Origin of the sequence: Candidatus Cardinium hertigii (assembly GCF_050864915.1) — a bacterium.
GTDB classification, from domain to species: Bacteria; Bacteroidota; Bacteroidia; order Cytophagales; family Amoebophilaceae; genus Cardinium; species Cardinium hertigii_D.
Map to the genome: position 1 here is coordinate 16,044 of NZ_JBOZWY010000002.1, position 24,723 is coordinate 40,766.

17 protein-coding genes and 1 tRNA gene are annotated in these 24,723 nt (G+C 37.5%); 9 read left to right on the forward strand and 9 right to left on the reverse strand.

From position 1 onward, the window contains the following. Positions 1–22: 22 nt before the first annotated feature. The 5 genes from ACRRVD_RS01295 to rsmH all read right to left on the reverse strand — a co-directional run bounded on the left by ACRRVD_RS01295 (position 23) and on the right by rsmH (position 5,531). Positions 23–1,147, reverse strand: coding sequence for a cysteine desulfurase family protein (locus ACRRVD_RS01295; RefSeq protein ID WP_432461374.1), 1,125 nt, complete (start codon positions 1,145–1,147; stop codon positions 23–25). A gap of 67 nt (positions 1,148–1,214) precedes the next feature. Further along, on the reverse strand, positions 1,215–1,769 hold the full coding sequence (locus tag ACRRVD_RS01300) for a DUF6913 domain-containing protein (protein ID WP_432461375.1): 555 nt from the start codon (positions 1,767–1,769) through the stop codon (positions 1,215–1,217). Continuing rightward, a complete protein-coding gene (ligA, locus tag ACRRVD_RS01305) occupies positions 1,766–3,766 on the reverse strand; it encodes an NAD-dependent DNA ligase LigA (protein ID WP_432461376.1) in 2,001 nt (666 codons plus the stop codon). The genes ACRRVD_RS01300 and ligA overlap by 4 nt, the downstream gene beginning before the upstream one ends. Positions 3,767–3,825: 59 nt before the next feature. Continuing rightward, positions 3,826–4,551 carry a ZIP family metal transporter gene (locus ACRRVD_RS01310; RefSeq protein ID WP_432461377.1) on the reverse strand — a complete coding sequence of 242 codons (726 nt, stop codon included), beginning with the start codon at positions 4,549–4,551 and terminating at the stop codon, positions 3,826–3,828. 56 nt (positions 4,552–4,607) lie between these two features. Continuing rightward, the gene (gene rsmH, locus ACRRVD_RS01315) at positions 4,608–5,531 is read right to left on the reverse strand and encodes a 16S rRNA (cytosine(1402)-N(4))-methyltransferase RsmH (RefSeq protein WP_432461378.1); all 924 of its coding nucleotides are present in this window, start codon (positions 5,529–5,531) and stop codon (positions 4,608–4,610) included. Positions 5,532–5,968: 437 nt separating this feature from the next. Between rsmH and ACRRVD_RS01320 the strand changes: the two genes are divergently transcribed. The 4 genes from ACRRVD_RS01320 (at position 5,969) to ACRRVD_RS01335 (ending at position 14,154) form a co-directional block, all read left to right on the forward strand. Next, complete coding sequence (locus ACRRVD_RS01320; protein ID WP_432461379.1) at positions 5,969–7,087, forward strand: HD domain-containing protein; 1,119 nt, start codon at positions 5,969–5,971, stop codon at positions 7,085–7,087. 99 nt (positions 7,088–7,186) lie between these two features. Beyond that, entirely contained in the window at positions 7,187–8,206 is a 1,020-nt protein-coding gene (gene mltG, locus ACRRVD_RS01325) for an endolytic transglycosylase MltG (RefSeq protein ID WP_432461380.1), read from the forward strand. 308 nt (positions 8,207–8,514) lie between these two features. Then, positions 8,515–12,051, forward strand: a complete 3,537-nt coding sequence (locus ACRRVD_RS01330; RefSeq protein ID WP_432461381.1) for a sodium:solute symporter family transporter — start codon at positions 8,515–8,517, stop codon at positions 12,049–12,051. 78 nt (positions 12,052–12,129) lie between these two features. Beyond that, entirely contained in the window at positions 12,130–14,154 is a 2,025-nt protein-coding gene (locus ACRRVD_RS01335) for a ComEC/Rec2 family competence protein (RefSeq protein WP_432461382.1), read from the forward strand. Positions 14,155–14,289: 135 nt separating this feature from the next. Here the strand turns inward: ACRRVD_RS01335 and ACRRVD_RS01340 are convergent, their stop codons facing one another. From ACRRVD_RS01340 to ACRRVD_RS01355, 4 genes are all read right to left on the reverse strand, one after another. Then, entirely contained in the window at positions 14,290–14,592 is a 303-nt protein-coding gene (locus ACRRVD_RS01340; RefSeq protein ID WP_432461383.1) for a YtxH domain-containing protein, read from the reverse strand. Positions 14,593–14,626: 34 nt separating this feature from the next. Next, complete coding sequence (locus tag ACRRVD_RS01345; RefSeq protein WP_432461384.1) at positions 14,627–15,760, reverse strand: transcription antitermination protein NusB; 1,134 nt, start codon at positions 15,758–15,760, stop codon at positions 14,627–14,629. 15 nt (positions 15,761–15,775) lie between these two features. Continuing rightward, positions 15,776–16,888 carry a Glu/Leu/Phe/Val family dehydrogenase gene (locus ACRRVD_RS01350; RefSeq protein WP_432461385.1) on the reverse strand — a complete coding sequence of 371 codons (1,113 nt, stop codon included), beginning with the start codon at positions 16,886–16,888 and terminating at the stop codon, positions 15,776–15,778. 293 nt (positions 16,889–17,181) lie between these two features. Further along, a tRNA-Ser gene (locus ACRRVD_RS01355) sits at positions 17,182–17,270 on the reverse strand. 370 nt (positions 17,271–17,640) lie between these two features. On the opposite strand from ACRRVD_RS01355, the gene ACRRVD_RS01360 reads away from it, so the two are divergent. The 5 genes from ACRRVD_RS01360 (at position 17,641) to sufC (ending at position 24,723) form a co-directional block, all read left to right on the forward strand. Beyond that, positions 17,641–21,228, forward strand: coding sequence for a sodium:solute symporter family transporter (locus tag ACRRVD_RS01360; RefSeq protein ID WP_432461386.1), 3,588 nt, complete (start codon positions 17,641–17,643; stop codon positions 21,226–21,228). 212 nt (positions 21,229–21,440) lie between these two features. Continuing rightward, complete coding sequence (locus ACRRVD_RS01365) at positions 21,441–22,091, forward strand: ankyrin repeat domain-containing protein (RefSeq protein WP_432461387.1); 651 nt, start codon at positions 21,441–21,443, stop codon at positions 22,089–22,091. Positions 22,092–22,448: 357 nt separating this feature from the next. Next, the gene (gene lolA1 / locus ACRRVD_RS01370; RefSeq protein WP_432461388.1) at positions 22,449–23,165 is read left to right on the forward strand and encodes an outer membrane lipoprotein periplasmic chaperone LolA1; all 717 of its coding nucleotides are present in this window, start codon (positions 22,449–22,451) and stop codon (positions 23,163–23,165) included. 141 nt (positions 23,166–23,306) lie between these two features. Next, the gene (frr, locus tag ACRRVD_RS01375; protein ID WP_432461389.1) at positions 23,307–23,861 is read left to right on the forward strand and encodes a ribosome recycling factor; all 555 of its coding nucleotides are present in this window, start codon (positions 23,307–23,309) and stop codon (positions 23,859–23,861) included. A 115-nt stretch (positions 23,862–23,976) separates the two neighbouring features. Then, positions 23,977–24,723 carry a Fe-S cluster assembly ATPase SufC gene (sufC, locus tag ACRRVD_RS01380; protein ID WP_432461390.1) on the forward strand — a complete coding sequence of 249 codons (747 nt, stop codon included), beginning with the start codon at positions 23,977–23,979 and terminating at the stop codon, positions 24,721–24,723.

Below are 24,723 nucleotides of genomic sequence, written 5' to 3' on the forward strand. Positions count from 1 at the left end.
TAGATCCCCTTCCTCATACGGCTTACTTCCTATAAAGCTGGGTTAGCAAATCAACTGTTTTTTCCACTTCTGCAAAGGTAGTATTTTTACTAAAAGAGAAACGTATCGCATGATTGTTTCCCTTTTGCAAAGCGGCTACAACCGATGAACCTATAGCGCTACCACTTGTACAGGCACTGCCTGTAGAAGTAGCTATACCATGAATATCTAAATGGTAGACAACCATATCGCGCCCATCCCAGTCAGGCAATGAAATATTTAATAGGTTGGGGCTGCTTTGCGTTAAGCTTTCACTCTTTCCATTAAAGGTTACATCGGGCATATCTGTTTTCAATAACCCGATCATATACTGCTTAATGGCTAATAAGTGTGCCACCACTTTTTTCTTATCCTCAAAAGCAATTTCCAATGCTTTGGCCATTCCAACAATATAGGCAACATTTTCAGTTCCTCCACGCATATTTAACTCTTGACTACCGCCCGTAATGAGTGGTGCCACCGATGCTTTAGCATCTATATAGACAAAGCCAATCCCTTTGGGTCCATGTATTTTATGCCCAGAACCAAGGGCAAGGTGACAAGACTGGAAGTCAGCAAGGCCACAATAGATGCTTTGAATGGTATCAGAATGAAAGCATGCCCCATATGCTTTACAAAGCGCTCCAATGGCTACGACATCTGTTATATTCCCTATCTCATGATTGACCCGCATAAAGCTCACCAAAGCATGCGGATGCTTTTTTAACCATTGTTCTACTTCATCCAACATAAAGCCGCCATATTGGTCAACCTGGACATAGGATAAGGTAATTTTACCCTGTCTGGCCAAGGTTTCTAGAGGCATCCGAACCGAAAGATGCTCCAATGGAGAAGTCAACACATCGGCAATTTGCATCGCCTCTATAACACCTCTTAACAGCATATTGTTCCCCTCTGTACCACCAGAGGTAAAGAAGATTTCAGAAGGCGCTACATCCAATAAGGTGGCTATTTTTTTTCTAGCTTTTTCAACGGCTGCTTTCGCACGACAACCATGGCGATGTACAGAAGAGGGATTGCCACAAAAATGGGCCATATAAGGCAGCATACTATTCAATACTTCTGGATCTAATGCTGTAGTAGCGGCATGATCTAAGTAGATATCCATACTAAAGTGTATAAGCTAGGTGGGTGAGTAAACGAATGGTACCTTCTATTATCCTTCGGCAACCATATCATTGCCCTTCCATACATCTCGTATAGTGCAACATCTGGCTGGCCAATTTTTTGATGTCTTCGATGGGAGTGGTCCGATTTACTTTGACCATTACTTCAAAGAAATTTCTGCACGTAGGATCAAAATGACCCACACGGCATTTGGCATGATGTTGGGCTAGAATAGATGCCAACACTGGATGGACCGTCCAATCTAAATAAAACAAATAATCAAAAGAACTTTTTATAAATTTTTGTATGCGGTCACTTTTTGCCTTCCCTAAAATAGTAATGGCATGATGGTCAAAAGCATAGCGCAAATGGCTACTGATATGGATACGATCTTTCTTTGTAGTGTAACAAAGCACAGCAACTTGCTTATCCAAATTTTTTAAATCTCGAATAAAACGTTGTACCACCTCATGCTTGGCAGGACTTTCATAACTATACAGTACACCTATAGTGGTTGCTTTGTTCAATCCTACATTGCTGCGTGGCACGCTCTTATTTTTTGAGGCCAAGCGGGTCACAACGCCTAAAATAAAAAGCTTTGCACTTAAGTATAAACGTATCATGCCATCATCTTTATAAACTCATCTTCCTCCAAAATGGGAATACCGCATTGCATAGCCTTCGTCAACTTGGATGGACCAACTTTAGTGCCTGCTACGAAGTAATCCACTTTAGTAGAAATAGCAGACAACACCCTGCCGCCTGCTTCTTCTATTAATTTAGTACATTCTGCCCTTGTAAACTTTTGAAAAGTACCCGATATAACAAAGTTTTTTGAAGAAAATGGCAACAAACTATCCACAGGTTCCGGCAAGGCAAACTGCACCCCCGCAGATTGAAGCGCATTAAGAATGGTTTGTTGGTAAGGATCCTGCAGGTAATCCAGTATACTCTGCGCAATCCTCTCTCCAATATCTGGTAGCTGTAATAGCTCCGCTTGAGTAGCCGCTTGCAACCGCTCCATAGACCTAAAGTATAGTGCTAGTTTCCTGGCTACCGTTTCCCCAACATGCTGAATACCCAAAGCAAACAACACCCTATCAAAAGGTCTTGTTTTGGAGGCTTGAATATTAGCTAATAGTTTTTGCGTGGATAGCGCTTGAAAGCCCTCTAAGTCATTGACTGCATCATAACGCAATGCATAAAGATCTGCTGCCGTTTGGACCAATTTAGCCTCCAATAAAACATCAACCGTTTTAGGGCCTAAGGTATCAATATCCATCGCTTTCCGATGGGAAAAATGGAGTAAAGCACCTTTTAATTGGGGTAAACAGCGCTGCTTATTGGGGCAGTAGTAGGCAACTACGCCTGCTGCCCGATGGAGTAATGTCCCACAAGCAGGGCAAGAACAGATAAAACGAATAGGCTGGCTATCCGTATGGCGCAGGGCGCTATCTACCCCCACCACCTTGGGAATAATCTCCCCACCTTTTTCAATAAAAATCGTATCGCCCAAACAAAGATCAAGCCTAGCCAACGCATCTGCATTATACAAAGAAGCACGACGGACCATAGTGCCTGCCAATGGAAGCGGACTAAAATGGGCAACTGGAGTTACTATTCCCGTTCTTCCTAGCTGAAAAGTTACACCCTCTAAGATAGAGGATGCCCTTTCTGGTTGATATTTATAGGCAATGGCCCAGCGCGGCGACTTAGCAGTTGTACCCATTCTATCTTGTTGATCCAACTTATTTACCTTGATGACTACTCCATCTACCTCCACTGGTAAATCCTTTTTATATTCCGCACAATAAGCGACATACGCCATTATTTCCATACCATTGTGACATACCCTATAGGTAGGTGGCACAGAAAACCCCAACGCAACCAGTAACGCCAACGCCGCTTGTTGCGTAGGACAAATATAGGATGGCCCATAAAAACCATACCCATAAAATGCCAGCTGACGATCTTTAACCGCATCTACATCCAATGCTTTTAATGTACCAGCTGTAATATTACGGGGATTGGCCCACAAAGGTTCACCTTTCGCCTTCCGTGCACTATTTAATGCTTTAAAAACTGTCTTGGACATAAAGGCTTCGCCGCGCACCTCAAATGCGTCACATGGTGCAGCTTGAATTTTTTGGGGTAAGGGCAAACATTGGGCCACATGGCGTGTGATATCATCGCCTTTTTCACCATCACCCCGTGTCACCACACGTATCAACCTCCCCTTTTCATAAAGGATGCTTAGTGCCACACCATCTATTTTAGGTTCACATACAAAATCTATCGTCGCAGCAGGAAACATTTTTTTTGCCCTTTCCACAAATTGAATCACTTCTACTTCTGAATAGGTTTTAGCCAAAGAAAGCATAGGCGTTTGGTGATAAACCACTTCAAAACCCTTGGAAGGTTGTTGTCCAATTACCTCCGTTGGAGAGTCAGGCAGTTTTAAATGCGGATGGGCTTCCTCCAATCGGGTTAGCCGTTCCAATAGTTGGTCATATGCATAATCGGAAATTTCCGAAATCCCTTTTTGGAAATAACATTCATTATGATAGCGAATTACATCTACCAAACGTTTGATCTCTTTACTGATATCAGATGGCGCCATAGACTATTCACTCCATATTAAAAGAGAAGCTATTTTTTTAGCGGCAAAGCAACCCCCTATCATACAAATTGGACCAATGCTGCCAATCCAGCCCCAAGTAAACTAACCCACAAAGTAAACTGATTCGAATGATGATTGGGACTCGCTTCAAAAAGCATAGTAGATGAAATGTACAAAAAATTACCGGTTACAATAGCACATAATACAACGCTACCACCATCAGAAATATAATGATGGGCATAGTCACTCAGCCACAACCCTACTGGAGAAGCCAAAGCAAATAGCACCAAATAGCGTAACATGTGCCTAATAGATAGGTTAAAACCACGCAACACACTAGTTAAAGCAAAAGCCTCCAGAAACTTATGGAGCATCATACCGAGTAAAAGCCCTTTTTGGGTAGGATGACCGGGATGACCATGGGCTAAAAGGGTGCCATCTAATAACGCATGCAACGCAATAGAAGTTAAAAACGAAAACATTTTATAATCTTTTGGACAAGCATGCCCTGAAGTTGGCGCCATAGAATGGCCATGCTCCACACCAGCGGTAAAGGTTTCAATAAAACGCTGCAAAAAAAATCCAATCATCATACACCCCCCTACATACAGCGGCACTACCTTGGACAGAAAAAGCTCAGGCATTAAATGCAAGAAAGTATTGGCCAATAAATAACCTCCCGAAAAAGTTAGCAAGCGTGGCAAAATGCGTAGCGAACAGTGTGTAACCACCAAAAGGCCACCTAGTAATGCGGAAAGAAAAAGTGCAAAAAACTCGATAATCATTATCAATCCATGATGGTTAAAAACGACCCGTGTGCATATCGATTCGTTGCATAACGCTATGCCACACGTACTGCTATCCGTAACCGTGCGCTTCGCGCACGATTGTTTCTATTTATCTCCTCTATAGAGGGCGTAAAGGGTTTTTTTTGTAGTGGAACAAAAGGACGCAATAGCTTGCCATAAGCATCCTGTTGTATTTTACCCCATACATTACCCGTATTGAAAAAGTTTTTAACCAATCGATCCTCTAAAGAATGATAGGCAATAATGGCCAGGTGCCCTTTAGGTTTAATACATTCAACACTACGCTTTAGTAGTTGCTCTAATGCAACAAGCTCATTATTTACTTCAATACGAATGGCTTGAAACACCTTTGCAAGATACTGATTTACTTTTATTTTAGGCGCAAATGCTTCAAGAATAGCTCTCAACTGATGGGTTGTTACAATAGGTGCACGCTTGCGTGCCTGTATAATAGCTTCAGCAATGGCCATCGCGCCTACTACTTCCCCATAACCATTCAATACATCGGCCAACTGCTCCACTGTGTAGCTGTTTACTATGTGCTGGGCCGAATGAAGAGAATTTGGATCCATCCTCATATCCAGTGTACCATCAAAACGAGTAGAAAACCCACGTCCTGGCGTATCTATTTGGTAAGAAGAAGTGCCTAAATCTGCTAGGATACCATCTAGTTGTGCAATACCGTAAAAATTTATAAATTCCTTTACAAACCGAAAGGATGCCCTAATAAAGGTTAAAGGTTTACCAGTAAACCATTGGGCCATTTTAGCAGCTGCTGGGTCCTTATCAAAGGCAAATAAATGGCCACTAGATAGTGATTCGACTATTTTTTTGGCATGCCCCCCTCCCCCAAAAGTAAGGTCAGCATAGTGGCCCGTTGGTACTATAGACAAACCATGGACCACCTGATCTGGCATCACTGGTATATGATAGCGCTCTGAAACAGTTGTAACCATATATCAAAGATTGTAAACTTTAAACACCTTTTAAAAATAATTAGACCACTTAAAAATACAAATAAACTACTAAAACACATCCTAGTGGTTGTGAATATATAAATTAGATCCGTATAAAATATTGGAAGATAAATAAATTTTGAGGACATTTTGTAGAAGTTAAGAAAATCTATATTCCATAAACAAACTGAACAAAAGTATTTTTTTGCAAAGTTAGTAATTATTTTGTATTAATACATATGTAAAATTGTCCAATTAATATGCATTATATGCATTGTTTTTGAAAGGTTGCTATTCCTATAAGTATTTATTTTTGCGCTTGGAACGATAAGTTCGTAACTTTAAGAATAGAAAATTTACTTTAACGGTAAACAGTAATCTTAAAAAGATAAGCTTGTAGAGATTCCGTTAACCTGACAATTTTTTGATTCTATCAAATGATAAAAAAACATGAAATACCTGATGTAAACAATTGGAATTTACATCAGCTTGCAAGAGCGGTAAGCAAAGACCCAAATGATACGCAAGAGGCTTGGTCTACGATTCAAGCAGCATATAAATGGGCAGAGCAGTTTGAACAAAAAATCGATAAAGGAATATGCAAACGTTGTGTAAAAGATTCGCTACAAGTAGCCATGATTGCTTCTACAGAGATGTCTTTAGATCTTCCTACCGTTATAGTTGTCCTCTTAACACCAGCTTTTTTAGCAAAACTTATTGAAAAAGAAGCTATTGAAAAACAATTTGGTTTAAAAACAGCTTCCATACTACAGGAGCTGGCTATTTTAAAGGATTACAGATTACGTAACGATACCATTCGTAACTATCCAAATCATCCTGACATAAATTGCCACCATATTTTAGCCATTTTGCTACAAATTTGTGACATTGTTCACGTACATTGTAGTGGCGTAACATTCGAAAATATAGATACAGAATTGGTCCCTTCTAACACCCAACTATTACTTGAGCTCAAACATTTTTATATCCCGTTATCACATAGAATGCGCTTGTATGATATTCAAACCAAGTTAGCAGATTTTTGGTTAAAACATACAGACACATTGAGTTACTATGCCATTACCGCCAAGCTTGGAATGACAAAAATAAAAAGGCAGCAAAAATTAAATCTTGTTGCTGAAGAAGTGCAAGCAGCTGTGAAAGAACGCGGCATTGATTTTATTATAAAAAAACGGATTAAATCGGTTTATTCTATTTGGCATAAAATTCAAAAACTAAAGATTGATTTTGATCAAGTCCATGACCTTACGGCTATTAGAATCATTTTAACCAATATGGATGGTAAAACGTTGCAAGAAGAAAAAGTAGCTTGTTGGAAAATACTTAGTATCATTAGTAATCTATATAAACCAATATGTAATATTATGAGGGATTGGATCAGTATACCAAGAGATAGTAGATATGAGTCGCTCCATCTTACCTTTGAAACCTATAAATATGGGCAATTAGAGATACAAATACGTACAGAACGCATGGACTATATAGCAGAATATGGTGAGGCAGCACACTGGAAATATAAGTATACCAGCCTATAATCACCTGTCAAGCACAGCTGTATACCATTTGAGTTTGCAGCTATTTTATTAATGAATAACCGATCTATGGTAGATCTTTCTTTCGTTTATGCTCTTTTTTTGTTAAAAACAAAGCGGCAATGGATGATTGGAGTTGGTTTTTTAATTTGCGTTGGCTTATATGCGATACTGGCTTTTCCTAATACACACCCACCCAGTCGTTTACTGGTGATTCCAAATAAATGTACCCGTTCCCAACTCAAAGAAAAACTAAAAAATGAAGGCTACATAAAAAATGGAACTACTTTTTTATGGGCAACCTATTTATTCAGGTATCATCCTGAAAATAGGCCTGGTCAATACAGAATAATGGAGCATATGGATAATTGGCAAATGATTAGAATGCTACGTGGTGGCATGCAACATCCCGTTAAGCTTACTTTTTCTACTGCCGCCAATAAAGCTTCCTTAATAGATCAGCTCGTCCGTTCTGTAGGTATCACCAAGGAACCACTATGGGCGCTGCTAAATGATGCAGAAAAGTTATCGGCCTACGGCTTTACGCCAGAAAATGTATTAACTATGTTTATTCCAGATACCTATGAAATATACTGGACGATTACCGCAGAACAGTTGCTATCGAAAATCCATCTAGCTTACCAACGTTTTTGGCATGCAACACGTCTGAATAAAGCTAAAAAAATAGGCTTAAGTGCAATAGAGGTCTCTATTTTAGCCTCTATCGTTCAAGCAGAAACAAACAACCTACAAGAAGCCGCTAAGATTGCAGGCGTCTATTTAAATAGACTCAAACGCCATATGCCGCTTCAATCTTGTCCAATGCTTGTCTATGCGCTAAAAGAAAAGCAATGTAGTATTAAAAGAGTCCTACAACAGGATACCTATATGGATTCTCCCTATAATTCCTACCGTAAAAAAGGGTTGCCACCTGGACCTATTGGTTTGCCTAGCGTGACAATGATTGATGCGGTACTGAATTATATACCACATGATTACCTTTTCTTTTCAGCAAAAGAAGATTTTTCAGGATTGCATTATTTTGCCCGTTCTCATACAGAACATTTAAAAAATGGCTATAAATATAGAAAAGCACTGGATAAACTAAAAATTATGCGTTGACGCCATCCAGTGGTTCATAGGACCCTGTCGCATCTATGTCGTCGTAAGTTTGTATATGTAAGACACTATATCATTTTTTGAAAAATTTACTATTCGAATAAGACATTCTATATCAGTAAAAAATAATATTATATATAAATATTTTCTGCTGCGGAATACGAGTAAAACATCTAATTCTTTAGTAGAAATATTAGTTCAGTAAAATAAATCTATAGTTGGCTTTAAAAGATTTTTATAAAAAATTCTTACTATATAAATTATTATAACACATTTATAGTAGGTTCTATATTCTTTTAAATACTTTATTTATGATGTTCTTGAATATGCCTATCGTAATAATAGGGGCGTTTTTATTGTTAACACTACTGGTAGGTCTTTACTTTAGTAGAAAAAAAACCACATTTCGAGAATATGCGGTGGGGAATAAACAGTTTTCTACTGCTACCTTGGTAGCTACGGTATTGGCTACTACGTGGGGAGGAGGAGGTTTGATGCGTAATGTGGAGTGTGTGCATGACCTTGGTTTATGGTGGATAGTCTTTTGTCTTTTAGGGCCATTGGGCTCCTGGTTAATTGGTAAGTTAGTGTTACGTATGGGTCCATTTATGCAACACCTCTCTATAGCAGAGACACTAGGTAATATTTATGGAAAGTATCCAAGAATTGTAGCTGCTTTGGTTGGTATTTGTCTTAACATTGTTTCAATTACTACTCAAATCAGAGTAACCTCCCAAGCTATTAGTATGTGTATGAATATAGATCATACCTATGTAATATATGTATCTGTAATTGCTACCTTTCTTTTTATTTTCTATTCCACCTATGGAGGTGTTCGTGCAGTTACCTATACAGATGTATTGCAGTTTATAACCTTTTCCGTTATGATTCCCCTGTTTAGTTGGTTTATCTTTAAAAAAGTAGGTAACCCAGTATCAGTAATTTTTCCTATGCTACAAGAATACACTAAGTTTCAAGTTAGTAACCTTTTCCAATTTAATATCAAGCTATTGAGTCTTTTTCTACTAGTTTTATCTTGTATAGTATCTCATATAAGGCCCTCAGTTATGCAGCGTGTATATATGTCTTCTAGTCCCGTTCAGGCCCAAAAAGTTTTTTCGTATGTAGCTATTTTCGATTTGTGTATATTTGCTTCTATTATTCTAGTTGGCTTATTTGTTTTTGCAGGAGCACCAGATTTACAGAAAGAAGAGATTTGGAATTATATAATGGTTAGTATACCATCTGGGTTTAAGGGTATGGTTTGTATAGGTTTACTCGCTATGTCTATGTCTACAGCTGATTCTTGTTTAAACTCTTGTTCGGTTATGGTGAGCAATGATATTGTGCAATCCCTACAAAAGTGGAAAGGCATAGATGACAAACAGAAACTCACGATAGCTAAATGGAATACTCTGGTGGTAGGGCTACTCGCTATGCTTGTAGCTTTTTATTGTACAGATCTCTTAAAATTAATGTATTGGTCTCTTACTTGCGCTGTACCTATAGTTACTGCTCCTTTTATATTGGTTATACTCGGCTTCCGGGGTACTTCTCGTACTGCTTTAATTGGTATGGCTACAGGTGCACTATTTATTTTAACTTGGGACAAATGGATTAAACCAACAACTGATATAGACGGTTCCTTTCTTGCTATGTTAGCTAATACCCTTTCTATGATGGCGTCCCATTATCTATTCAAACAACCCAAAAATACAGGATGGGTCAAACCCGATAACACCTTTAAACAAATACAACAAGAGAATTTTCGTAAGCAAGAAGAACGAAAAGAATCTATTAGAAAGTCTTGGGAAAATAAAAAAATGACTATGACTAAACTAAAACCTAGCCATACTACAATAGTATGTCTGGGATGTTATATTGCTGTTACTAACTTGTTGGCTTATTTTATAGCGCCTACTCTAGGTCATGTCTATTTACTTGTTCTGCAACTTTTTTTATCAGCTTATTTTGTGGGTTATCCATTTCTATATGATAATTCCAAAAAGATACGGTCCATTCCAAATGGATTAGGTTCTATAATAGGATTAGTCGTTTATCTTCCTTTAAACATTCTGTGGAACTGGTTTCATATTTTAGATCCAAACTTTAATCTATTTTTATCTTTAGCCCATTTTTCTTTAGTCTTATGGATATTTCCTCTATATCTAAGTATAACAGTTATATCAATTACTTCATTATTGTCAATTTATCCAATTTATATTGGATTATCGTATCCAGTATTGTGTTCCTTATTCCCACTATTTATGATGGGTATATTTCTGTTTATTTTGATTTTATGCTTTAAAATAAAGGTGGTTAACCTTACTATAGAAAATATTTACCTAAAAGAACAAGAACAAATTAGAACATCTCAACAACTCAAAGCCTCTCTCTATGAAGCAGCTTTGGTTCCCTATACTAGTGCTATGCCTCCTAAAAGCTATGGATTTATTTTGAACCAGGTAGTGCATAAAGTTGAAGAATCTATCTCTTTTTTAGACAACCATACCGCTCTTTATAAAGAAGATCTTCAAAGCATTTTTAACAAGCTTTACGATTGGGTTACTTATTTTAATAGAAGAGAAAAGGCTAAAGATCATGCACTACTGCAACCTAATAAAATCACTTTAGATAAGTTGATTCGGAAAGTAGAGGTGGTTTTATCCCAACATATGTCGGATCCCCCTAAAATATTGGTAGAAAAAATAAGCTCTACTAACCAGGAGCTATGTTCCGAAATAGTATGCGATATCAATCAACTAACCTATTCGTTAGTTAAAGCAATTTTACGCATTGGTAAGTCAGAAGGACCCAATGTACCAATTGTTGGCATACAACTACATCCTACCTCTTTACAATTCAAACAAGCCGATTCTATTGATCACAACTGTCCTGTATTGATGGATTTTAAAGCTATTGCTCTAATAATTAGCCAGTCTACTACTTCTAATGAGTATTTGCCAAAGGTCAAGTCATGCTATAATCAAATAGGTTTTGTAGATCCTAAAGTAAAGAAGGATAGACCACCCTCTATAGATATTGAGCAAGACACCATATCCAGTATAGTCGGTGCACATTATGGCTATTTCGAAGCTTCTTTTGATAAAAAAGTACCCACTATGCTGATGGTATTGCCTAGAGATGTAACCGATATTATGAATAAGATGACGGCTGGATTTCCTATAGATGCTTTAACTGTAGAATCCCCTATTACTCCTAAAGAAGAAGCTGATTCCATGATGGAACTAATGAAGTTCTATGACCATGTTTATAAATTATCGTGTGAAGTAGATCCGATTGATGTAAAAACTGTTTCAGATATACTTTTATTGCTCAGGAGGCATTTTCGGTTTAAACGGCATGCCTCTGGACAATTGTTTTATGTACGGGCAGTAGGAATTGCAAAATTAGTAACAAATTGGGTTTTTCACTCCCCTAAAGTCGTCTATGCTGCTTTACTATATGAATTGGTGCGTCGTACTTGCTTGCCTCTTTCTTATATCAAACAACATTATAATTTAGGTGTCTATGCTTTTGTATCCAATGTGGTAGGGATAGACAAAGGTAAGGATCTAGATCATCCTTCTTTGCTTTATGTACAAAATCGCTTGGAACAAGCCATTAAGGAAGAGCATGTACAACTTTCTGTTCTATTTATAAAACTAGCTGAAAGACTATACGATTTGCGTCATGCAGCTGGTTACATTCATCTGTCAGAAATGTTACACATGGCGCAAGAAACACTTACTATAGATCTCGAAATAGCCAATAGATATTTGGGACCAGAAATAGGTCAGGCATTAGAAGCAGCTGCTAAACAGGCCTTAGAAGTATGTAAAGGTTAGTAGTTTAGATTTAATCTTAAGAAAAAAAAGGAAACATTTTTTATAAATAACTGTCCGATGTTTTAGAGCCACTATATCTTGACTTCTACAATTAATCAATACATGTTAACCGCTACTGCGCTACCACTCTTCCGCCTCATATGTTTTTATATAAGTGGTATTGTATTGGCCATCTATTACCCAACAGACTTATTTACTACACTTTTGCTTTTGCTGACACTGGGTGTACTATATTGGATGACTGCGCTACATGCTGGTGTCACTACCTTTGAATGGTTAAACTTTATAGGACTACTGCTTATTTTTTTAGTAGGCTATAGCAATCTATTGTTACAGACCGCACAACAAAGAAAAGCAATGCGGTGGATGGAGGTTCACCAACAGATAGAAGGATATACCGTTTGTATCGAAAAAGTGTATGCTCCACTTAGCTGTAAAGCCTCTATAACCCATATAAAAGACCACTCCGGTTGGTACAATAGTAGGGGATCTATACAATTGTATTTTTCTAAATCATATGATTATAATCCTAAAAAAGGAGATAAGTTACTAATTCATGGGAGACCTGATCGGATTCTATTACTTGACCGCATCCAACTAGCAAAGGATGATAGCGCTTTCTATCATCCTTTTAGATATCGTCATATTTTAAAACAAATCGATGGAGATTTTAAGCTACTAACTACCGAGGTATTCAATCAAAATGGCAACTGGAGAGCCATGATCACAGAATGGTGTACTGAAAGACTCCACAAGCAACTACAAGACGATCAAGCCATTGCACTCATCTCAGCGCTTCTATGGGGTGCAAAAGAAACTTTAGATCCAGGGTTACAAAAAGCCTATGCCGATACAGGTACCATTCATGTATTGGCCATTTCTGGGTTACATGTAGGTATGTTATACATCCTGCTAAAGACTATTTTTAAATATATATGTAGGTACGTAAGCTTTTTTATCCTACCAGATCTTTGTACACTTCTCTTGCTTTGGCTATATAGTTGGCTTTGTCATTTTGCACCACCCATACTACGTGCAACGATTATGATTACTATTGCTAGAATAGGTTTACTAATCGGTAGAGGATCGGATCGTTACAATGGATTATTTGTTTCTGCTTTTGTCTTATTATTATGGGATCCATCTTTATTATTTAACTGCGCATTTCAACTTTCCTACCTGGCAACGATAGGGATACTATACCTCCAGCCTCCGCTCCATCGCGTTATAAAACTTGAACATTATTGCCTACGGAAAATATGGACGGCTACTACCTTATCTATTGCGGCACAAGTGAGTACATTACCACTGATTCTATATTACTTTAAGCAGTTTCCGCTTTATTTTATTATTGCCAATTGGCTGGTCGTACCTGCTATTTTTGCCATCCTAATGCTTAGTTTGGCATTTTTAGTAAGTAGTTATTGTCCCATCCTTAATACATTACTTGGTTTTACCCTTGAAAAATTGATTTTTGCCACCAATACACTGGTCTATTGGTTGGCAAAATGGCCCATGGGTACGCTTTCATTCTGCTGTATAAATAGGCGGACTGTCTACTTACTGTATATTGTGCTGCTTTCGATTTGGCTTTTCTTTCAATATAAAAATCTTATATATCTTATTATAACCAGCCTCTGCGCAACATTATATAGTGTATACCATATCAAAACAATTATAGCGACCCAAAAAAAATGTAAGATAATTTGCTATAACAATCATCAACTATCCTTTACTTTAAAGGATGGGATCAGATCGTTACGCCATGATGAGCCATCATCCAACAGCAGTATATTACGACACTATACTGGAGGCATTATAGCTACCTGGTACAAAAAGGTAATCCTTACCCTTCATACCATTCCGTCTGATTGGCACGGATGGCGTGGGGCTAAGCTGGACGTAGACTACCTACTGATAGATGAAAACCTACTTCATAATATGACCATTATATATAAAATATGGCGTGTTAAACACTTGGTCATCTATACCAAACAAACCAATCCATTGCGTTACTACCCAAAGATCAAAAAATTAGGTATACCATTTATTTTTCTAAAGCCAGATAGTAAAAAAGCTTTAACCTGGTCTAAAAATTTATAGTGGGTCATAACGCATATGGCGTTATTTTCAGGAGATTAGCCAAACTGGAACCAATAAGTTGCCTTAACTTACCCAATAGAAGCACTTTGACTTTCCGAATCGCCCGTCCAGATCAAGGGTGGTCTTATCTAGTTGCTATTGGGTTTTTTGTTCTAATTCCGTTGCAAGCAAGTCCAATTCTTTTAGAATCTCTTGGGCAGCAGCGACGACATCCGTAATAACTTCTTTACCAGTAGTTTTAGCTTCGTTGGCTATATCATTTTTATACCCTGCAACTTTTAGAATAAAAGATTGCAACTTTCTTTTGCATGATTTTAAGTTGTACATCATACCGTCCCTAGCTACTGATCCTTTTGTAGGTGCGGAAAGGATGCCTACAAAAGCACCTAAGCAAAAACCTAAGCCAAGGATGACTAAATTTTCAGTTCTTTTTACCATGATTGGATCATTTAAATGGTTGAATAGCTTATTTTTAATTTTCTTTATGTTTTTTTAAAATACCTTCTAATACACCATTTATAAAAGCGCCACTTTTAGCACTGCCGTACCATTTAGCTATTTCAATATACTCATTTATAGATACTTTAAAAGGTATTTCTTTACATTCAATCAGTTCTGCTAAGGCCAATTTAAGTATCAACTTATCTGTTAATAGGATACGGTCCTTATCCCACTTTTGAGTTTGGGCACCAATCATCTCTTCATAACGGATGTGGTTCTCTATGACGATGGTCAAAATACGACTGTAAAACTCTGATTCTGTCGCCCATTTTTCTTCTAAATTATCCCAAAACAGCGTAAACGCAGCAAAGTCTTTTGTATAGAGCAGCTTAAAGATATGGATTAAAATTTTCTTTACCATCCGCTTATGCTCGTCCCAGTAGAGATCTTTCATAGCCAAAAAATCATTTATTGCCCCTTCCTTAAATATAATATGCTGGACAACGTACTCCAAAATTTTTATACTATTATTTGGATGTAGTAGATAGCTTTTTGGTGCTTCTTCGGATTGAATAAATTGTCTATACCAATTTTGTACTTGGTCTTGATCGTGGGCCCAGCTGATACCATTTTTATAGATTATTTTGATCCATTTGCTATTGTGATACAACTCTTCTAACAAAGGATTTTGTGCCAGCTGCTTTTTAAGTGAATGATCGGTTTCTTCAGATGAAGGATGCACGACCTTGGCCAATTTATACCATTCTACCAGTAATAACAAAACATAAAGAAGGATTATGTAAATGTATTCCTTTGACTGGTTAAATCCATGCTGTAAAAAAGTTTGGTCTTTTTTTAATGCTTTTACATAGTAAGCAAGCTGCTTATATACCGATTCTGCAATTTCTTTATTTTCTTTATAGACAAAAGTATGGGTAGGCAACGTAGTGGCTATTGCTGCTTGAAAAAGGGCAACGGCCTTGGTTTGTGCTTTGGTCAACTGTTCCTTTTGACTAGGCTCATCTAGAAAGCAATCCCATACAAAATCTTTTTTTATCTGTTCTATAGCCTCTTTTTCATGGACTTGTTTTGCAATCGTATATGCATAAAGATTTTGTAATGCTTTTATACGAACAAAGCGTCTAGGAATAAGAAAATTTTTCATTATAATACAGCTGCTTTATCGACACAGTTGGGCGTTCTTTATCTTTCCGATGCGCGCTATAGCCATATCTTGTGCGACTTCTTGTGTAGGACGTGTGGTTTCTAAAGCTTGATTTAATACATCAAGGCAGATGGTATAAAGCTGCTCTATACGTTGTTTGACCAAATCTGGAGAAGTTGTTTTTAATTCCGTAACGGCGTTAATTAATCCACCTGCATTCGCCAAAAAGTCTGGTACATATACAATACCTCTTTCAAGCAACCGTTTCCCATCCTCTTCTTGATTGGCTAATTGATTATTGGCTGCACCGACTACAACGCCACAATTCAGCATCGGAATGGTTTCACTATTTAAAACTGCGCCTAAAGCACATGGAGCATATATGTCTAAAGGGCAGTTGTGCAAACGTTCAATAGCTACTACTTCTACCTTACAGGCTGCTGCTATCGCTTGAAGCCGATTGGAGCAGATATCAGCTACATAGACAATCGCTTGCGCTTGGCATAATAATTGTGCCAAGCAATAGCCAACCTTACCTACCCCCGCTATACCAATTTTTTTTCCCGCTAAGCTATCTGTACCAAAAGTTTTTTTTGCAGCTGCTTTCATGGCAATGTAGACGCCATAGGCGGTATGTTCTGAAGGATCACCACTGCCACCTAATGCGCGCGGAAGGCCTACAACATGGCGGGTTGATTTGGCAATATATACCATATGCTCCATGGTGGTATTGTAGTCAGGTGCAGTAATGTAATGGCCAGCTAGCCGATCGATAAAATCGCCATATTTACGGAGCAATGGTTCGGTCAATTCAGTCCCTTTTTGCTTCATCAGTACTGTTTTACCACCACCGACGTCTAACCCAGCTATAGATGCCTTGTAGGTCATCCCCCGGGAAAGACGGAGTACATCCCTAAGGGCCTCTCTTTCATCTTGGTATTCAAAAAAACGTACCCCCCCAACAGCAGGTCCTAATGTAGTATCATGTATCGCAACAATTGCTTGTAAACCGGTTGCTTGATCTTGAAAATAGACCACTTGTTCGTGTCCTTTTTGTGAAAAATAGGTGGTGTCATGTATGTAATTGCTAAAGATATGGCTGGAAAAACTTTGTTCGATTATTTTCATAGGGGCTGATAAAGATTATTTAGATTGAAAAGATGAATGGCATACATAGCTGACTTAGGGCGTTGGCCAGGGAAACTGGCAAAAATGTAGAATAAAAGAATATCTACAGTCAAAAAAAATAGAACTATAAGCAATGGTTTTTTTAGTAGTATTTGGGTCGTTTGGTATCTATTAACCCCCCAATAACCGCAAAAATAGTACCAACTGTTAGATTGTAGCAGTGCCACACACGATTTTAAATGCTTCAACAAATAGGATAAGCCAAAACAGCTCTGATCTACAAGCAAATTGGGTGGAGCAGGGGGGATTCGAACCCCCGGTACCCTTTTAGGGGTACACCCACTTTCCAGGCGGGCACCTTAAGCCACTCGGCCACCACTCCAAATAACTCCTTCTACAAAAATAAAGTTTTTTTCTATCTCAGAAAAATAAAACAGTTTTATTCAGTGGTTAATTGGCTGCATTATTTTGCAAGGTTTTTATACAAAACAACTCAAAATTTGATGATTAACCAACACAAATTTAATAATTTTTTACTGATTAACAAATAATTATATGGTATTTCAGGGCAGACGAAACATTGGCCTGTTAAAAATAATTCTATCTCTAGAAATATAAAAAATAATGACAAAAATGTCTTATTTAGGTCTATTTTTTTATCAAAAGTGAACAATGTATTGTATATATACAAATTGGTACTTATAATTCGTATAAAATACGTTTTATAGTACTAATTTGTAACCAATTGAACTATGGCACCATTTCTCAACGTACCACTTTGCATGGTGGTTTCTTTTCTTGTATTAACTTTAGTAGTAGGTATTTACTTTAGTCGAAAAATTACCTCTTTTCGGCAATATGCTGTAGGTGATAAACAATTTGCCACTGCTACTTTAGTGGCTACTGTATTAGCTACTGCTTATGGAGGGGGTGGTTTGATACGTAGTGTACAGCAAGTGCATAATCTTGGCCTTTACTGGATCATATTAACGCTTTTGGCTGGATTTGATCTTTATATTATCAGTCGGTTGGCCTTATATATGGGTCGGTTTATGTATCACCTTTCTATGCCTGAAACCATGGGTAGCGTATATGGTAAATATCCACGCATGATTACAGCATTATCTGGCATTTGCGATGCGATTGCTATGATTGCTGCGCAAATCAGTGCCATGTCTTTGTCTATCAATATGTGTTTAGATGGCGTGCCTCCTAAAGCGATTACCATTGTAGTTTCCCTAATCCTTATCCTTTATTCTAGTTTCGGCGGTATTCGTGCAGTTGTTTTTACAGATTTATTGCAATTCATAACTTTTACCGTCATTATTCCTATTTTAGCATGGTTTATCTTTAAAAATACAGGTAAATCAATTCTAGAAATCATTCCTTTTTTACAAAGCCAGGAAAAATTTCAATTTAGTAGATTATTTCATTTTGATACGAATTTAGTGGCTATGGGATGTCTTTTGCTCAGTTTTTTAATGGGTTATATAGAACCTCCAACTATGCAGCGCATCTATATGTCTGCTAACTCGATTCAAGCTAGAAAAGTTTTTTTCTATTCTACTCTTTTCAGTTTTATTATCACCATTTTTATCATTCTAATTGGTCTATTTGTCTTTGTAAGTGCACCAGAATTACCAGTGCCAGCTATTTGGGGACATATCATGGCTAATGTACCACCTATTTTTAAAGGAATGGTTTGCATCAGTTTACTAGCCATGGCTATGTCTACAGCTGATTCTAAACTCAATGCCTGTGCCATTATGATTAGCCATGATATGCTGCAAAGTATACGCGGCCGAAAGCAAGCGCCTTATGTGCACCAGCTCCGATTGGCTACATGGACCAGTGTAATAATTGGTCTATTGGCCATGCTATTGACTTTTTATTGTAATGATCTATTGAATTTGCTCAAATTAAGTTTAGACTTATCGCTTCCTATAGCAACTGCTCCTTTTGTCTTAGCTGTTTTGGGCTTTCGGGGGACCTCTCGTACGGCTTTGATCGGTATGGCAACAGGCATACTATCTATTTTAGCTTGGAACCAATGGATTGAACCCATAACGGGCATCAATGGTTCTTTTATTTGCATGTTAGCCAATGGTATAGCTATGATGGCTGCGCATTATCTATTCAAACAACCAGATGGTACAGGTTGGGTTCAGCCACTGACGGATGATGCATCTAAGCAAATGCAACAAGTGCATATGCGTAAAAAGGCAGCACGAAAAGAAGCGATTAAAAATGGGTTCATGCATATTAAAGATACTTTAGCTAAGCTTCAACCTAGCCATACAACGCTCACATGGATGGGGATTTATGTAGTCATTACTAATTTACTGGCTTACTTTATAGCCTCTATTATCGACCATAGCTGTTGGCTGATACCACAACTCTTAGTAGGTGCTTGCTTTTTAGGGTATAGCACATTTCGCTCTAAAAAAATAACAGCTATTCCAGGTTGGATGGTTGCGCTATTTTGGCTAATCGGTTTATCTTTTTGTTTGCCTATCAATGTGCTTTGGCATTGGTGGCATAAAACTACTTTACTCTTAAACTTAGGTTTATTTTTGGCCCATTTGGTGGTAACCTTATTCGTTCTTCCACTATATCTGGGTCTAGCTGTTGTAACAGTGACGTTATGCATAGCTATCTACTTGAGTATTTTCTATTCTACTGAGCCATTGGTGCTGGTCCTATCTCCATTAGCCGTTGCGTGGCTACTGCCGCTCTGGTTGGGATTGGGATTACTTATTTTCGGCATTTTTATTAACCTTAAAGTTAAAATGCATAGCTGTTTTCAACAGGTAAACTATCTCAAGGATAGAGAAAAAATCCGAACTGCTCAAAAACTTAAAGAAGCACTTTATGACGCAGCTATGGTTCCTTTTACAAGTTGTAGTGCGCCTAAAGGCTATGGTTCTATCTTAGGAAAAGCAGTGCGTAAAATCGAGGAGTCTATCTCCTTTTTAGACAGCAATATGCCTCTTTATAAGCAAGATTTTCAGAGTATTATAAATAAACTTTATGACTGGGTGGCCTATTTCAATAAAAGAGAAAAGGCTAAGGACCATGCACTTTTGAAGCTTACTAAAATTAGCTTAGATAAATTGATTGATCAAGTAGAGTTTGTGTTGTGTCAAGAAGTTGATGATCCACCTACGATGTTTGTAGAGCAAATAAAAGGGAGTAGTAGCGCACCATTTTCTTATATTATATGTGATATTCATCAAGTTATCTACTCATTGGTGCAGGCTGTTTTACGGGTGAGCGGCAAGTTAGATGGTGTCAGTGCACCCATGGTTGGCATACAACTGCATGCGACTGCTTTGCAGTTTAAGCAATCAGATCCTATAGGAGATGGACATCCTACCTCTATGCTGTTTCAGGCTATTGGACTAGTCATTCGTAGTGGTGCAATTACTTCTGAGATACTTCCCAAGGTCAAACCTTTGTACGATGATAGAATGGGTGTAATGGGTTGTGAAAAGCAGCAAGAAGTACCACCATCTATAGATCTGCAACAAGAAACCATATCTAGTATGATTCGTGCCCACTATGGCTATTTGGAATATCCTTTTAATACGAAACAACAAGCCATGCTGTTGGTACTTCCTATTGATGGGGCAGCAATTCGTGATAAGATGATGGTAAAACTGCCTATAGATTGCCTCACCTCAGAGACTCCTGTTACCTCTAAAGAGCAGGCTGATTCTATGATGGTATTAATGCAGTTCCATGACTATGTCTGCAAACTTGCCCATGAAGTAGATCCTATTGATGCTAGAACGATTTCAAATCTACTTTTATTACTCAGGAAGTCTTTCGGCTTTAAACGCCATTTCTCAGGTCAATTGTTTTATGTACGTGTAGTAGGTATTGCCAAATTGGTAGTAGAATGGGTTTTCCATTCACCTAAAGTGATTTATGCTTCTTTGTTATATGAATTGGTGCGTCATACTTGTGTACCGCTTTCTTATATCAAGGATCATTACAACTTAGGTGTTTATGCTTTTGTATTAAATGTGCTAAACGTAGATAAACGGCAAGATTTAGACCATCCTTCGTTGCTTTATGTTCAGAATCACTTAAAGGAAGCTATTAAAAAAGACCATATACAGCTTTCTGTTCTTTTTATCAAATTGGCAGAACGGCTCTATGACTTACGTCACTCGGAAGGTTATATTATGCTGGAAGAAGTAAAGTATATGGCTCAGGAAACACTTATTGTGGATGTTAAGCTGGCAAATAAGTATTTGGGTCCTGAGATAGCAAAGGCATTAACTACTGCAGCCCAACAAGCATTGAAGACCTACCATCGTAAAACGGCTAGATAGGTCCCGCCTTGATAGGGGCAATGCAATCGCATCTAAATTGAGATTTATAAAAAATTTATTAGATTTAAAGGCATCCACCAAATAAAATTATTTTTCCCAATCCAGCAAAATGGGCACAGTCTTAGTTGGTTGCTTTTAATATATTTTAAATGGCTCAACCAGGTTATTATACTGGCAAAACTTCTTTAAATCACAAATATATGCGAGAGCAAATGCCAAAACAAAATTCAAATGTTGATATAAACAAAAGAGATAGATATGGAAACACGCCACTTCATTTGGCAGTTTTTGAAGGTAATGCGCAACAGGTTAGACTATTGTTGCAGAATAAAAAAATTGATGTAAATGCAAAAAATAACCATTATGACACTGCCATACATTATGCCGTTGCTGAGGAGCATGTAGCCTTGATTAAAGTATTGTTGCAAGAATCAACCACTATTGATGTAAATGCAATAGATAAAGATAGCTATGCTCCCCTCCATTATGCATCATTCAACGGCTCTTTACAGATGGCACAGCTATTGCTAAAACATATAAATATTGATGTGAATATCAAAGATAAATATGAAAATACGCCATTGCATTATGCTGCATTTGAGGGGCATTTAGAAGTACTTAATGCCTTGCTAGCAACCAAAAACATTAATATCAACATCACAAACCATCATGGTAATACGCCATTATATTATGCAGCATCTAAAGGTCATTTAAAGCTCGTTGAACTATTGGTAGCTAGTGAAGGTATTCAGATCATGGTAAAAAATAAATATGGAAGAACCTCGTTTGATGCGGCTAACTGGAACAATCATCCTGAATGTTATGAGGTATTATATAATGCCATCCATCAAAAAGAATTATAATGATCATTTGGTTGCTTACAGAAAATATTCTGTATAAGTTACGCACTTCTGTCTCAGAAGACAAGCAAAATTTTTAAAGCGTAATTATTGGATAAATCTTATCCTTTTCAAGGTGGCCATCTTTTTTTTGCACTTTTTACATCAAAGCTTGATCAAGCAAAAACTGAAATAAATGCGTCGTTGCCTCAATGAAAAAAGATTTATTTTTTCAATGAACGATCTATTGATTGGCGTTTACTTTCCATTGGAATATTCCACAGGGTCATATAGAGTATAGTATAATCTATTTAATTTTTCGTTGCTCAGATCTATTCTTTTTTAGTATACTTACTAAAGTAATATATTGTATGAACAGTTATGCAAATCACTAAGCGCTATCACTTTCTAGTAGTACAGTTATGTAGATCACTGTTAGCTTGCTTTATCTCAATAGTCCCTATTTTTGCAGCAGTAGATGAAAAAGCAGTTGAAATTCTAGATAAAACTTCTGCTTACTACCAAAGCCTAGAGAACTTTAGTGCAACCTATAATTTGACCATTCAGTATCCAGAAGAGGACACGATTCGGCATGCTAAAATGTGCATCACTGCTCGAGGACCACAATATAGATTATCCTATGACCAAAAAGAAACTATAACAGATGGAGAGACGGTCTGGGTATACGATAAAGCGTTAAAAGAAGTCACCATTAGCGAATATGCTAAAACAGATTCTGATCTGAATTTTGCTGAATTATATAATATCTATCAAGAAGGCTATTTATCTGTTTATATCGGGGAACGTATCGTACATAAAGCCAAAAATATAATGCGAGACATAGTCCAGTTAACGCCTCTTCATGAAGATAGCAGCTGTAAAAGTATTACGTTGGAGATCGATCGTACTACCACACAAATTCATAGATGGGAAGTAGTACAAAACGAAGAAACAAGGTATATTTGTACAGTTTGTAGTTTTTCTGTGAATATTCCCTTATCAGATACTTACTTTACATTTGATATGGATGCCCATGGAGACTTAGAAATAATAGATCTACGAGAAAATGAAGAAGAAATGGATATAGATGAAATGTAGCATTTAAATGGTTACATGCTATAACAAAAAAATAGTATAACGTTGTTGTTCCTATTCAAATAAACGGCTGGTCGTAAGGTAACAGGTTCAATAGCTTATTCAGGTAGTTTTTCTTGCTATATACATTACTAATTTATGGAAATGATTCAAAAACATTTAGATCAAGCTGAGTGCAATATGGATAAAGCTTATATACATGCACAAGATGCTTTTGCAAAAATTAATGCTGGACGCGCACTTCCTACTATGTTACACCATTTGATGGTAAGCTATCATGGCCATCCAACGCCATTGCACCAATTGGCTTCGATTGCTACCGTTGATCCGCGTACTTTGACTGTTCAACCATGGGAACAAAGTACGATTCCCCATATAGAAAAAGCGATTGCAGAAAGTCAACTTGGATTTTCTACCAGAAATGACGGACGCATCGTAATGGTTACCTTGCCGCCTCCTTCTGAAGAAAGACGCAAAACTTTGGTAAAACTCATTAAAAGTGAAGCAGAAAAAGGAAGAGTAGTAATTAGAAATCTTCGCCGTGACTATAAAGAAATATTAAAAGCTACCCAAAAAGATGGTATACCAGAAGATGCTATAAAAAGAGCAGAAAAAAAAATACAAGATCTTACAGATGGCTATATTGATAAAATCAACCATCTTTTAACGATAAAAGAGGCAGATCTAATGGCTGTATAGTGGATGAACGCAAATTATAATCAAATTGCCCAAATCTTTTATGGATTCCCTAGATAGTAGGCAAGTCTAGGAAAATACCATACGATTTAATTTTAAAACAGTAGGATAATAGATCATGCTCACCATAGAAAATTTACATGTAAACATAGAGGGTAAAAAAGTATTAAATGGCGTAAACCTTGAAGTAAGCGCAGGTCATGTACATGCTATTATGGGACCTAATGGCGCAGGTAAAAGTACCTTGGCAGCTGTTTTAGCTGGTAAAGCTGGGTATGAGGTTACACAAGGCAGTATACTGCTGCATGGTCACGATCTATTGCAGCTAGCACCAGAAGCCAGAGCAGCACTTGGTCTTTTTTTAGCTTTCCAATATCCGGTTGAAATTCCAGGTGTAACGACTACTAATTTTTTAAAAACAGCCATCAATCAAATAAGGAAACAGCGCGCCTTACCCCCTTTAGATGCCGTTGCTTTTCTAAAACTTTTAAAAGAGAAGCGAAAACTGCTCCGTATGGATGATACCTTGGTACAGCGTTCACTCAATGAAGGCTTTTCAGGAGGCGAAAAAAAAAGAAATGAAATGTTGCAAATGGCGCTGTTACAGCCTTCTTTGGCCATCCTGGATGAGACTGATTCTGGTCTAGATATTGATGCGTTAACCATTGTATCACAAGCCATTAATCAGTTGCGTGGTCCAACCAATGCCATGGTCTTGATTACCCATTACCAAAGGCTATTGGATCATGTGGTTCCAGATTTTGTGCATATTTTCTATGATGGAACGATTATACAATCCGGTGATTGTACACTTGCCAAACGATTGGAAAAAGAAGGATATGGCTGGATTGCACAACGCACCTAA